Genomic DNA, 13,475 nt, shown 5'->3' with positions numbered 1-13,475 from the left:
TTCAACCAAGCTTATCTGCGTATTAAGGGATTGTCTTGTAAAAAACGATCAATATCACTGTTTCGCGCGTTTGTTCTTCTTGTTGTTACGCAGGCCATCAAAGCTGAAAATAACCAGTGCTCCCCATATGAAAGCAAAGGTGATCGCTTTATCTGAGGTAAAGGCTTCGCCGTAGATCAGAACCGCCAGTAAGAACATCAAGCTTGGACCGATGTACTGGAAGAAACCGAGTGTTGATAGCTTCAAGCGAGTTGCAGCGCCAGTAAAACACAGCAATGGAACCGTGGTGATCACACCGGCAGCAACCAGTAATAGGTTGAGTTGCATCGGGTTCATCGATAAGTTTGAGGTCGGGCTATCGGCAATAAACAGTAAGTAGGTTGCGGCGAGAGGCAGCATCACCAGAGTTTCAATGAACAGACCCGTTTGTGCTTCTAAGCTGACTTTCTTACGCAGCAAGCCATAAAAGCCAAAGCTAAAGGCTAGGGCAATGGCGACGATCGGTACTGAGCCGAAGGCAATTAATTGGATTAATACGCCAATCGCAGCAAGAGCCACAGCAAACCATTGCAGCTTACGTAAGCGTTCGCCAAGGAAGAGCATCCCAAGTAACACGTTAATCAGAGGGTTGATGTAATACCCCAAACTGGCATCGAGCATGTGATTGGAATTCACCGCCCAGATAAAGATCAGCCAGTTAGCACCCACCAAAATAGACGTCGCTACCAAATAGAGCATTTTTGGTTTTGAGGTCAAGGTGTCGCGGACTTTACGCCAGCTGCGGCCAATGTGCAGTAAGAAAGCGAGTAGGAAAAAAGACCATACTACACGGTGGCTGAGGATCTCTAACGGGGAAACGTCACTTAAAGATTTGAAATATATAGGGGCGATACCCCACATTGTGTAAGCGCCGACGGCAAGCAAAACTCCTTGGCGCGTACGTTGTTGTTCTTCCTGTGTCATGCATCTTTCTCTAGCACTGAGTGCTTATTAATAAGATTTATAAGAGAGTTGGTCAGTATAGGAGCGATAACCCTTTTCACCTAACAATTTGCGGTTTAATTCGCCAGCGTTCCCCTCTACAATGTGCGACTTGCTTGCCGAAGATGCTTGCTGATTTCATACCTCGATTAGGAACCACAATGACCGCCACTCTGATTGCTGAGCAAATACCAACTCCCGCGAATGATGCGCAAACCATCTTGCAAGATGTGTTCGGCTATCAAAGCTTTCGCGATGGTCAGCAAGAGGTCATTGATTTGGCCGTTGAAGGCAAAGACAGCTTGGTGATTATGCCAACCGGTGGTGGTAAATCTCTGTGTTACCAAATTCCGGCTTTGGTTCGTGAAGGGCTGACTCTGGTTATCTCACCGCTGATCTCGTTGATGAAAGACCAAGTCGACCAATTGAAGGCCAATGGTGTTGCCGCTGAGTGTATTAACTCTTCAATGCCACGTGACCAATTGCTGAATGTGTTCAATCGTATGAACTCAGGTCAGCTGAAAATGGTGTATGTGTCACCAGAGCGTGTGTTGATGCGTGATTTTATCGAGCGTCTTCAAGGTTTACCGCTTTCGATGATTGCAGTCGATGAAGCGCACTGTATCTCTCAATGGGGTCACGACTTCCGCCCTGAATACGCATCATTAGGTCAGCTTAAACAGTATTTCCCGCATGTGCCTTACATGGCGCTCACAGCAACCGCTGATGATGCGACGCGCAAAGATATTATCTCGCGCTTACAGCTCCTGGACCCGCATACTTACTTAGGCAGCTTTGATCGCCCTAATATTCGCTACAACTTGGTTGAGAAGCACAAACCCGTGTCACAGGTGGTTCGCTACCTAGAAACACAAAAGGGCAATTGCGGCATCATCTACTGTGGTAGCCGTAAGAAAGTGGAGATGGTGACCGAGAAGCTGTGCAATAACGGTATTCGCGCCGCGGGTTATCACGCTGGTATGGACACCGATGAGCGTGCTTACGTTCAAGAAGCCTTTCAACGCGATGATATTCAGATCGTGGTCGCGACTGTGGCTTTCGGTATGGGCATCAACAAACCCAACGTACGTTTCGTGGTGCACTTTGATATCCCACGTAATATCGAGTCTTACTATCAAGAGACAGGCCGTGCAGGTCGTGATGGTTTGCCTGCTGAAGCGATGATGTTGTTTGACCCGGCTGATATGGGTTGGCTGCGTCGTATGCTAGATGAGAAAGAAGAAGGCCCACAGAAACAAGTTGAGATGCACAAGCTGAATGCGATGAGTGCCTTTGCTGAAGCGCAAACGTGTCGTCGTCAGGTTCTGCTTAACTATTTTGGCGAATATCGCGAGAAGCAATGTGGCAACTGCGATATCTGCTTAGATCCACCAAAACACTTTGACGCGACCCAAGAAGCACAGAAGGCGTTGTCTTGTGTGTACCGTGTGAATCAGTCATTTGGTATGGGCTACGTGGTCGAAGTAATGCGAGGCATGCAGAACATCCGTGTCCGCGATAATGGTCACGATAAGCTATCTACCTACGGTATTGGCCGCGATCACAGTCATGATTACTGGATCAGTATCTTCCGTCAGCTGATTCATAAAGGCTTGCTGTTCCAGAACATCACTCGTAACTCAACTTTACAGCTAACAGAAGAAGCCCGCCCGCTGCTGCGCGGTGAGATGTCTTTGGAATTGGCTGTTCCTCGTTTAGATACAGCGGTGCGTAATGCTAAGTCCGATAAGTTAAGCAGCAAGAATTACGATAAGAAGCTGTTTGCGAAACTGCGTAAGCTGCGTAAGTCGATTGCTGATGAAGATGGCTTGCCACCATATGTGGTATTCAGCGACGCGACCTTGATTGATATGGCTGAAATACTACCTACTTCATACGGAGAAATGCTGGCAGTCAACGGTGTCGGTCAACGTAAACTGGATAAGTACGCAGACCCATTCCTAGATCTGATTCAAGAACACATCACCACACACGGCTAGTTTGCGAGAAACGTCTAACTAATAGAAAAAGAATAAGGTTGATAGGGACATGACAACACAAACAGAATTTGGCTTAAGAGAGTATTTAGCTGAGGAAGGGCGTTTATTGATTACGTCTCCAAGTTTTGATTTTGATTCTTATGAAGTGCTAGGTGAAAAGCTGGTGGCGTTGTTGTCAGCGTCAGTTGTTGAAAAGCAATGGGACGCCGATATGCATTCTTGGTTGATTGATTTTGAAGATTGCCGAATGTTCTTAAAGTCCGAACATTACAGTGAATCAATTTGGTTTGAGTCGTTAAACGCTGAAGAAAGCCGAGAAGAGTTTGATTATCTCGCGACGCTTTTCAAGCGCGGTTTTTAACTTTTGGCATCTCTTCTAAAACACAGCTTCTAGAGCTATTCACCAATAAAAGTGAGGATAAACGTTTGCGTTTGTTCTCACCGTTGCAGCCAATATTGATTAATGTATAATCGCCCGCCGCTCAGCAGAGCAATTTTTAGATACATTTTTTAATTCACATTATTGGTAAGAGCTTTCTTGGATTATTCGAAGAAATGACTCGATTTGGGTTCCCTCACCCCCAAACCAAACTAAAAAGGTACAGCATGAGTAACTTTACCCCTGCGCAACAGCGCAAAGCCTTAGCACTATTAGTTTTGTTCCATTTGGTGATTATTGCGTCAAGCAACTATCTGGTTCAGCTACCTTTTACCGTCTTCGGTATGCACACCACTTGGGGTGCTTTCACTTTCCCGTTTATCTTCCTAGCGACCGATCTGACCGTACGCATTTTTGGCGCGCAGCTTGCCCGTAAAATCATTTTCTTAGTGATGCTACCAGCGCTGGCCGTTTCTTATTTCTTGTCAGTGGTGTTCTTTGAAGGTTCATTCCAAGGCTTTAGCCAACTAGGTGAGTTCAACTTGTTTGTTGCACGTATCGCCGCGGCGAGCTTCATGGCTTATTTACTGGGTCAGATCTTGGATGTGCATGTTTTCAACCGCCTACGTCAGCTTAAACAGTGGTGGGTTGCCCCAACGTGTTCAACGTTATTCGGTAATGCTATTGATACCATCGCTTTCTTTGCGATTGCTTTCTACCAAAGCCCAGATCCATTCATGGCCGAGCATTGGACTGAGATTGCCTTAGTCGATTACGGATTCAAACTTATCATCAGCCTAGGCTTGTTCGTGCCTATGTACGGTGTGCTTCTTAACTACATTGTTAGAAAGCTAACCGCAGTGAACCCTGACTTTAAAGCGACAGGCGTGAACGCTTAAGTTTGAGATTTGTAACACAAAGCATTAATGCAGCGATAAGAAAAAGCCCAAGTTAGTCTACTAACTTGGGCTTTTTTTAATTTCTAGCTTAAGATACTAATATCAGAGGCATTTAATATTCAATGGCCAGCCAATATCGGTTTGTCTATTCGACTCGATCTCTAGCTCTGCAGCGGTCAGCGGATTGTCAGCTAACCATTGCTTAGAAAGCGTTAGGGTTAGATTGTTGTCATTCGTCGTCAGTTTGAACTCAGGCTCTAGCGCTGGGTTACGACGGTGGGTCAGCAAAATAGCTAAACGCAGAATACGTAAAATACGCTTGCTGCTGGTGCCTGAGATAGCGTGTTGCTCTGGTAATGAGGTTAACTGTTCACGGTAGCGACGAGTTAACTCACCCAAGTAGTGCTTTTGCGCTCGAGTAAAGCCTGGCAGGTCTAAGTTCTGCAGCAGATAAGCGCTGTGCTCACCGCCTTTTTTGAAATCGATGGTTAAACCAATCTCGTGAAGCTTAGCTGCCGTTTGCAATAGCACACCAGCTTGAGGTTCTGAAACCCACGCTTCGGCGCCCGCTTGGTCTAGCAGCGTTTGTGCGACTACTGCTACTTGTTCACCGTAGCTTACGTCCATTTGGTAGCGTGATTGAACACTCTTAATGGTACGCGCTCGGATATCTTCTTGGCGTAGCTCATCAACCATCTCGTAGGCTAGGCCTTCACGGAGTGCGCCGCCTGCGAGTGTCATTGAATCTATTTCAAGCAGCTCAAAAATAGCAATAAGAATAGAAAGGCCACTCGGGAACACTAATGCGCGTTCAAGGGTAAGTCCTTCGATTTCTAGCTCTTCCAAGCGCTCAGTAATCATCGCTTGTTTCTGTAGACGCTTAAGTTTGGCATGAGTAATCACTTCATCCATGCCTTGCGCCAACATGATCTCTTGCAGTGCTTGAACGGTACCGCTGGCGCCCACACACACATCCCATCCGATATCAGTGTAGCTATCTAGGATAGGAGCCAACGTCGACTTCGCCGCTTCAATGGCGTTGTTAAAGTTGGTAGCGGTTAATTGGCGGTTTTTAAAGTGGCGCTCAAGCCAAGTAACACAGCCCATCTTTAGGCTGGTTAGGGCTTTCGCTGAGAAGCCTTCACCAATGATCATCTCGGTGCTTGCGCCACCAATATCAACAACCAGTCGGCGGCCGCTGCCACCAGAAGTGTGTGCTACGCCTTTATAGATAGTCGCAGCTTCTTCTTCTCCGGAGATAACATTGATGTCGTAACCAAGGATCTGGTTCGCTTTCTCTAGAAATATATCCACATTGATAGCAGTACGTAGGGTCGCTGTACCGACAATGCGGATATTTTCTTTCGGAATATCTTGCAGTCGCTCTGCAAAGAGACTCAAACAGTCCCAACCGCGCTGCATGGCTTCTGTACTAAGCGCATTATTTTCATCTAAGCCTGCAGCTAAACGCACTTTGCGCTTAATTTTAGCCATGGTTTGTACGCTGCCATCGATATGACGCACAACGAGCATATGAAAACTGTTCGACCCGAGGTCGATTGCAGCGTAAAGCGGGGGTGACACTGTTTGACTCATAAGCGACTAAGCTTCCTTGTTATGACGCGGTTGGCGTGGGCGACGGTTCTGGTTTGGTTTACGGTTCCCGTTGCGTGGGCCATTGTTGTTTGAGCGGCGTTGTTGCGGGTTACGTGTACGTAAGCGCAATGGTGCTGGTAGATCTTCTAGCAGTGCAGAAGCATCGTAGTCAGACACAGGGATCGCGTGCTCAATGTATTCTTCGATTGGTGGCAAGTTGATTGCGTAATCTTCACAAGCAAAGCTGATCGAGTGACCACTTGCACCAGCACGACCTGTACGGCCGATACGGTGAACGTAATCTTCACAGTCATCAGGTAGGTCGAAGTTGAATACGTGTGTTACTTGAGGAATGTGTAGACCACGTGCTGCAACGTCGGTTGCGACAAGCAGGTCAACATCACCTTTAGTGAATTGCTCAAGAATCTTTTCACGTTTCTTCTGAGGAACATCGCCAGTTAGCAGGCCAACACGGTGACCATCTGCAGCTAGGTGACCCCAAACAGACTCACATTTGTGCTTAGTGTTAGCGAAGATGATAGCGCGCTCTGGCCACTCTTCTTCAACTAGAGTCTGCAGCAGTGCCATTTTGTGTTCGTTTGATGGGTAGAACAGCTCTTCCTGAATGCGGTGACCTGTTTTACGCTCTGGCTCAACAACAACATGCTCTGGGTTGTGCATGTGTTCGAACGCTAGCTCTTGTACGCGGTAAGACAATGTCGCAGAGAACAGCATGTTCAGGCGATCTTTTGGCTCAGGCATACGGCGGAACAAGAAGCGGATGTCTTTGATGAAACCAAGATCGAACATGCGATCAGCTTCGTCAAGAACAACAGCTTGAATGTGGTTAAGGTTAAATACCTTCTGCTTGTAGAAATCGATGATGCGGCCAGTCGTACCAATTAAGATATCTGCGCCTTCTTCGATTTTACCTAGTTGCTTGTCGTAGCTTTCGCCACCGTAAGCAAGTGCTGCCTTGATACCTGTGCTTTCAACCAGAGAGTCAGCATCGTTGTAGATCTGAATCGCGAGTTCACGCGTTGGTGCCATAATAATCGCACGTGGCTGGTTAGGCTTACGCCCTTCATGCTCAGATGTTTTTAGCAGGTGGTTAAAAGTAGCAGTAAGAAACGCAAGCGTTTTACCAGTACCCGTTTGGGCCTGGCCTGCAATGTCTTGGCCGGTGAGCAGTACCGGGAGCGCCAAGGCTTGGATAGGGGTACAATAATCGAACCCTTTTTTCTCCAATCCTTCAATGACTTGCGGAAGTAAATCCAAGTCGGCGAACTTTTGCTCTGTGATATGCGTCTTTTTCATTGCTATAGAATATCAGCTTAAGCTTGCAATACGAAAGTAAATACATTCCAATAGGGCATCTATTTACTGGTTATCATCCAACCAGTTCTAAAAAATACATTGGAGTGGAAGATGAGTGATAAGATTTTGCAGCTAACTGATGACGGTTTTGATAACGATGTAATCAATGCTGCAGGCCCTGTTCTTGTTGATTTTTGGGCAGAATGGTGTGGTCCATGTAAAATGATTGCGCCGATTCTTGATGAAATCGCAGACGAGTACGAAGGCAAGCTCACAATCGGTAAATTAAATATCGACCAAAATGCTGGTACTCCACCAAAGTTTGGTATTCGCGGTATTCCAACGCTACTTCTTTTCAAAGATGGCGGCGTAGCAGCGACTAAAGTTGGTGCATTATCTAAAACTCAACTTAAAGAGTTCTTAGACGCTAACCTTTAATCAGGTCAGCATTTGAAAAGAAACCGTGCAGTTAACAAATGCGCGGTTTTGTTTTTTCTAAGCTATGGACTAGTCTTAGTTTTAGTGCTAATTTATCGCACGTTAATTGAACGAATTTCTCTTCTTGGTCGATCCTGTGACCAAATCCTTCTTAACTTAAGAAAACAGATCCTATTTTGACTAAACAAACTTCCACCACTATGAATCTTACTGAACTGAAGAACAGACCTGTGTCTGAGCTTGTTAAACTTAGCGAAAGCTTAGGTCTTGAAAATCAAGCTCGCCTAAGAAAACAAGACATTATCTTCTCCATCCTTAAAGCGCATGCAAAAAGTGGTGAAGACATCTTTGGTGATGGTGTTCTAGAAATTCTTCAAGACGGTTTTGGTTTCCTACGTAGCGCCGACAGTTCATACCTGGCTGGCCCAGATGATATCTACGTATCACCAAGCCAAATTCGTCGTTTTAACCTACGTACAGGTGACTCTATTGGCGGTAAAATCCGTCCACCTAAAGACGGTGAGCGTTACTTTGCACTGCTTAAAGTAAACACGGTTAACTACGACAAGCCAGACAACGCACGTAACAAGATTCTTTTCGAAAACCTTACTCCTCTTCACGCTAACGAACGTATGGTGATGGAAGCGGGTAATGGTGCAACTGAAGATATTACGGCTCGTATTCTTGACCTTGCATCTCCAATTGGTAAAGGTCAGCGTGGTCTGATTGTTGCTCCGCCTAAAGCGGGTAAGACAATGCTTCTGCAAAACATTGCTCAAAGCATTGCACGTAACCATCCTGAGTGTGAACTAATGGTTCTACTTATCGATGAGCGTCCAGAAGAAGTAACAGAAATGCAGCGTCTAGTTAAAGGCGAAGTAGTTGCTTCAACATTCGATGAGCCAGCATCTCGCCACGTACAAGTTGCAGAAATGGTTATCGAGAAAGCGAAGCGCCTTGTTGAACACAAGAAAGATGTAGTTATCCTACTGGATTCTATTACTCGTCTAGCTCGTGCTTACAACACTGTGATTCCTTCATCAGGTAAAGTTCTTACTGGTGGTGTTGATGCGAATGCTCTACATCGTCCAAAGCGTTTCTTCGGTGCGGCACGTAACGTAGAAGAAGGCGGTAGCTTAACGATCATCGCAACAGCACTGGTTGATACTGGTTCTAAGATGGATGAAGTTATCTACGAAGAATTCAAAGGTACAGGTAACATGGAACTGCACCTTAACCGTAAGATTGCTGAAAAACGCGTATTCCCAGCGATTGATTTCAACCGCTCTGGTACTCGTCGTGAAGAGCTTCTTACCAAGAACGATGAACTACAGAAGATGTGGATCCTGCGTAAGATTGTTCACCCAATGGGCGAAATCGACGCAATGGAATTCCTTATCGACAAGCTAGCAATGACGAAAACGAACGATGAGTTCTTTGACGCAATGCGTCGTCAGTAATATTGATTAGCTGATCGTATTTAATAAGCGCTGCCCTCGGGTGGCGCTTTTTATTTGCATTTTGTAGCGCCAGCTTGCAGAATGAGCAAAAGTGTTACAAGGACGTTAAAATGCAACATGGACTGTTGTCATCATTACTCCTGTCTACTTCACTGTTATTTTCACCGGTTGGTATGAGCTATGCCACCGAGATGTCTCCACTTACAGTAGAGTCTTGGCTTGAGAATGATCAAGTAAAACTGAAAACTGCTGAACTACTAGAGCTTGTCGTACGTGACGAAGTCAATTCGCTACGCTTTGCGCTTGAGCGCCTGACATTTCCCCAGCAAGAGGTGGCTCGTTACCAACTCTTGAAGAAGCTTGAACAGCAAAAAATCGTACTCACACCCAAGATGTCTATCTTCATCGAGCAGCAACTTGCTATCACGCCCACTTATCAAGTCTTAGAACGTGGCGATGGCTATGAGTTTACGGTACCTGCCTTTAATTACCCTTCAATTGCTAATCGCCTTATTAAACAATGGCGTCAAGATCAGAAGACATTGGTATTTGTGCTAGATGCAGAGAAACAGGAACTCGACCTAAAAGAGTGGTTATCTGGATCTGAACATCAAGTTCAAACGCGAGAAGCGTTGCTCATTAGAGAGCTAGACAGTTTGTCTCCTGAAGCGGTTGATTACCTAACTAAGCAACTCACCGCATCTTCTATTGTTAGTTGGTTACCTTCTACTGAGGTGGTGGTTCGATTAGCGCAAGTGAGCGAAGACCCAGAGGTTTACAAAATTCTATGGCGAATGAAGGCCGATTATCATAGCCAAGCTGAGCTAGTTCGCCTTGCTGAAACCAAACAAACGTTCGCGCTTGAACAGGTGATGGCAGCGACTAAGAACCCGCGTTTGAAAGATGAAGCGATTACTTTGCTTACCAAAGTTAACCCGCTATCAGAAGAGGTGAAGGAGTTTCTTGTCTCTAGGATGGCGATTGCCGATGAAGCGCCATTAGTCGCCCGTGAATTAGCCAAACAAGGTCATACGCGATGGTTGCAAGATCTTGTAAATGATAACCCTCAGGTGAAGAGCTCTTTGATCGAGCAAGCATTACCGTAAAGTGGATTTTGCCTCTCAATAACCACACTAAAAAGGGGGATCTCAGCGTCACCCTTTTTGATATACTGAGCGCAGAATAATCAGCATGTAGAAGTCCTATGAGTTTTAAAGATTTACGTGATTTTATCGACCATCTTGAAAGTATTGGTCAGTTGAAACGCATTTCTCACCCAGTCGATCCAGACTATGAAATGACCGAGATTAGCGACCGTACTCTACGTGCTGGTGGCCCGGCTCTTTTGTTTGAAAACCCAATAGGCTATGACATACCTGTTTTAACCAATCTATTTGGTACACCTAATCGTGTGGCTATTGGTATGGGTCGTCAGGAAGTGAAAGAACTGCGTGAAGTGGGTAAGTTGTTAGCTTATCTAAAGGAACCTGAGCCACCAAAAGGCTTTAAAGATGCTCTTGATAAACTGCCGGTGTTTAAGCAAGTCTTAAATATGCCAGCTAAACGTCTTCGTAAAGCGGCATGCCAACAAGTGATATGGCAGGGTGATGACGTCGACCTAGATAAAATCCCCGTGATGAGCTGTTGGGCCGACGATGTCGCGCCATTGCTAACATGGGGATTAACGGTTACTCGCGGTCCTAATAAGAAACGCCAAAACTTAGGCATCTATCGCCAGCAAAAAATCGGCAAGAATAAAGTCATTATGCGTTGGTTAGCCCACCGTGGCGGAGCGCTTGATCTGCGTGATTGGATGGAAACTAACCCAGGTAAACCATTCCCAGTTTCTGTAGCGTTTGGAGCAGACCCTGCCACTATTCTTGGTGCGGTTACGCCAGTGCCGGATACTTTATCGGAATACGCGTTTGCAGGCTTACTACGCGGTAGTAAAACTGAGGTTGTTAAATCAATCAGCAATGATTTAGACGTTCCTGCAAGTGCGGAAATCGTGATGGAAGGTTACATCGACCCGAATGAGTTCGCGGACGAAGGGCCTTACGGAGATCATACTGGTTACTACAACGAGAAAGAAAAGCACCATGTGTTCACTGTTACTCATGTAACCATGCGCGAAAACCCTATCTATCACAGCACCTATACTGGCCGTCCACCTGATGAGCCTGCGGTATTGGGTGTTGCGTTAAATGAAGTGTTTGTTCCTATTCTTCAAAAGCAGTTCCCAGAGATTGAAGATTTCTATCTACCGCCTGAAGGTTGTTCATACCGAATGGCAGTAGTAACCATGAAGAAGCAATACCCAGGTCACGCTAAGCGAGTGATGATGGGTGTATGGTCTTTCTTACGCCAATTCATGTACACCAAGTTTGTATTGGTGTGCGATGAAGATGTAAATGCACGAGACTGGTCTCAAGTGACCGCTGCTATGTGTGAACATATGGATCCGTCACGCGATAGCTTGATGATAGAGCACACGCCAATCGATTCATTGGATTTTGCATCACCCGTGGTTGGGTTAGGTTCTAAGATGGGTCTAGATATTACTAAGAAGTGGGACGCAGAGTTAGCGTTATCGCCAGATGTCCAAACAGCACCTGTAAATAGTGAACATATTGAGGGTAGCTTGGCTGAGTTAACCAAGGTTCATCCTGAAATTATTGATGTTCACCTGCAAAACGACAATGCCAGCATGGTTGTGGTGTCTATTGATAAGCAAGCTGCCGGTAATGGTAAGAAAATCATGGAAGCGGTTTGGTCTCAATTTGATGAGAACAAGTTTGTTATCGTGTGTGATGGCGATGTCAATGTGAGTGATTGGAATGACATCATTTGGGCTGTAACGACAAGAATGGATCCGGCGAGAGATACGTTATTCCTGCAGAACGAAACTGGACACTCAAAAATGGGTCTCGATGCGACCAATAAGTGGGAAGGTGAATGCCTGCGTGAGTGGGGTGTACCAATCACAAAAGATCCTGATGTTGTGAAAAAGATTGATAGCATCTGGGAACAGCTAGGAATTTCATGAGCTACCAAGTAGTCTTATACCCAGAAAACATCAGTTTCACAGTAGAAAAAGGGCAAACGGTCTTGGATGCTGCGCTCAACAGCGATATCTATTTCCCAAACCGTTGCCAAGTTGGCGCATGCGCAATGTGTATGTGCAAAAAATTAGAAGGGCAAGTGAGTTACCACCTTGAACCCATGCTCACAGAGAAAGAGCAGCAACAAGGCTGGATTTTTGCTTGCCAAGCATTTGCAGAAAGTAATTTAGTTCTAACCTTTGCCGATTAAGGGTTAGTAAGAGGAAGAACATGACTATTAAATGTAAAGTGAAGTCTATCGAGCCTTTGGCTTGTAATACTTACCAAATCCTACTTCACCCAGAAACACCGGTCGCTTTTAAAGCGGGCCAGTACCTGATGGTTGAAATGGGCGAGAAAGATAAGCGCCCATTCTCTATCGCAAGTAGCCCTTGCCGCCACGAAGGTGAGCTTGAGCTGCACATTGGTGCTGCCGAGCACAACGCTTACGCACTAGAAGTGGTTGAAGCGATGAAGAAGGCACAAGCTGAAGATGGCGATATTGCGATTGATGCTCCACACGGAGATGCTTGGATCAAAGAAGAAAGCGATCGCCCTCTATTACTTATTGCTGGTGGCACGGGTTTCAGCTACGTGCGCTCTATTCTTGATCACTGCATCGCGCAAAATAGCTCGAAAGAGATCTACCTATACTGGGGCGCAAAAGATGAGTGCCAGTTATATGCTAAAGAAGAGTTGGTTGGCATTGCAGAAAAGCATAGCAATGTGCACTTTGTACCGGTAGTAGAAGAAGCACCGGAAGTTTGGCATGGCCAAACAGGTAATGTGCTTGAGGCTGTTATGCAAAGTTTCGAATCATTAGCTGATTTCGATATCTATATTGCAGGTCGTTTTGAAATGGCGGGCGCTGCAAGAGACCTATTTACTCAGAATAAAGAAGCAAAGCGTGACCATATGTACGCTGATGCTTACGCATTTATCTAACAATACCCTTAGATTTTGAGCAAAAAGAGAGCAGAAATGCTCTCTTTTTTACGTTTAGGTGAACTATTAGGCAGTTAACCCCTATTTATTCATTTTTCATGAAAAAGTAGTTGCTAAGCTGAGAGGGTTCCCTATAATGCGACACCACTGAGACGGCAGACGCCACAAGGCTTCAGCAAGAATCAGTAAGACGGAAAGCGACAAAAAATTAATTTTCAAAAAGTGTTTGACACTGAATGTTAATTCGCTAGAATGGCCGTCCACTTCGAGAGGCTCCTTACTTAAAAGGAACGCTCAAGAAGTTAAGCTCTTTAACAATTTAAACCTATCAATCTGTGTGGGCACTCGTTGATGAATAT

At 45.6% G+C, this 13,475-nt stretch carries 12 protein-coding genes; 9 read left to right on the top strand and 3 right to left on the bottom strand.

All coding sequences use genetic code 11. The features are described from left to right. Window positions 1–54 precede the first annotated feature (54 nt). The gene (rarD, locus tag AB6E78_RS17845) at window positions 55–963 is read right to left on the bottom strand and encodes an EamA family transporter RarD (RefSeq protein WP_017061330.1); all 909 of its coding nucleotides are present in this window, start codon (window positions 961–963) and stop codon (window positions 55–57) included. A gap of 179 nt (window positions 964–1,142) precedes the next feature. On the opposite strand from rarD, the gene recQ reads away from it, so the two are divergent. The 3 genes from recQ (at window position 1,143) to AB6E78_RS17830 (ending at window position 4,259) form a co-directional block, all read left to right on the top strand. Then, the gene (gene recQ, locus AB6E78_RS17840) at window positions 1,143–2,981 is read left to right on the top strand and encodes an ATP-dependent DNA helicase RecQ (protein ID WP_017065746.1); all 1,839 of its coding nucleotides are present in this window, start codon (window positions 1,143–1,145) and stop codon (window positions 2,979–2,981) included. A 49-nt stretch (window positions 2,982–3,030) separates the two neighbouring features. Beyond that, on the top strand, window positions 3,031–3,342 hold the full coding sequence (locus AB6E78_RS17835) for a DUF3630 family protein (RefSeq protein WP_017061332.1): 312 nt from the start codon (window positions 3,031–3,033) through the stop codon (window positions 3,340–3,342). A 245-nt stretch (window positions 3,343–3,587) separates the two neighbouring features. Further along, window positions 3,588–4,259 (top strand): 7-cyano-7-deazaguanine/7-aminomethyl-7-deazaguanine transporter, encoded by a 672-nt coding sequence (locus tag AB6E78_RS17830; RefSeq protein WP_017061333.1) that lies wholly within the window; start codon window positions 3,588–3,590, stop codon window positions 4,257–4,259. A gap of 102 nt (window positions 4,260–4,361) precedes the next feature. Here the strand turns inward: AB6E78_RS17830 and gppA are convergent, their stop codons facing one another. Both gppA and rhlB read right to left on the bottom strand, forming a co-directional pair. After that, window positions 4,362–5,855 carry a guanosine-5'-triphosphate,3'-diphosphate diphosphatase gene (gppA, locus tag AB6E78_RS17825; RefSeq protein ID WP_017062980.1) on the bottom strand — a complete coding sequence of 498 codons (1,494 nt, stop codon included), beginning with the start codon at window positions 5,853–5,855 and terminating at the stop codon, window positions 4,362–4,364. A gap of 6 nt (window positions 5,856–5,861) precedes the next feature. After that, complete coding sequence (gene rhlB, locus AB6E78_RS17820; protein ID WP_017062979.1) at window positions 5,862–7,172, bottom strand: ATP-dependent RNA helicase RhlB; 1,311 nt, start codon at window positions 7,170–7,172, stop codon at window positions 5,862–5,864. 111 nt (window positions 7,173–7,283) lie between these two features. Here rhlB and trxA point away from each other — a divergent pair, with 111 nt between their 5' ends. From trxA to fre, 6 genes are all read left to right on the top strand, one after another. Then, window positions 7,284–7,610, top strand: a complete 327-nt coding sequence (gene trxA, locus AB6E78_RS17815; RefSeq protein WP_010440700.1) for a thioredoxin TrxA — start codon at window positions 7,284–7,286, stop codon at window positions 7,608–7,610. Between the two features lie 200 nt (window positions 7,611–7,810). Beyond that, window positions 7,811–9,070, top strand: a complete 1,260-nt coding sequence (gene rho / locus AB6E78_RS17810; protein ID WP_017062978.1) for a transcription termination factor Rho — start codon at window positions 7,811–7,813, stop codon at window positions 9,068–9,070. A gap of 110 nt (window positions 9,071–9,180) precedes the next feature. Beyond that, window positions 9,181–10,176, top strand: a complete 996-nt coding sequence (locus AB6E78_RS17805; protein WP_372057550.1) for a hypothetical protein — start codon at window positions 9,181–9,183, stop codon at window positions 10,174–10,176. 98 nt (window positions 10,177–10,274) lie between these two features. Next, window positions 10,275–12,116, top strand: a complete 1,842-nt coding sequence (gene ubiD / locus AB6E78_RS17800) for a 4-hydroxy-3-polyprenylbenzoate decarboxylase (RefSeq protein WP_372112892.1) — start codon at window positions 10,275–10,277, stop codon at window positions 12,114–12,116. After that, entirely contained in the window at window positions 12,113–12,382 is a 270-nt protein-coding gene (locus tag AB6E78_RS17795; protein WP_008224727.1) for a 2Fe-2S iron-sulfur cluster-binding protein, read from the top strand. The genes ubiD and AB6E78_RS17795 overlap by 4 nt, the downstream gene beginning before the upstream one ends. Window positions 12,383–12,402: 20 nt before the next feature. After that, window positions 12,403–13,116 carry an NAD(P)H-flavin reductase gene (gene fre / locus AB6E78_RS17790; RefSeq protein ID WP_017059251.1) on the top strand — a complete coding sequence of 238 codons (714 nt, stop codon included), beginning with the start codon at window positions 12,403–12,405 and terminating at the stop codon, window positions 13,114–13,116. Window positions 13,117–13,475 lie beyond the last annotated feature (359 nt).

It is taken from the genome of Vibrio sp. 10N.247.310.98, from assembly GCF_041467395.1.
Lineage (GTDB): Bacteria > Pseudomonadota > Gammaproteobacteria > Enterobacterales > Vibrionaceae > Vibrio > Vibrio crassostreae_C.
This window is presented reverse-complemented; position numbering and strand designations above follow the sequence as displayed.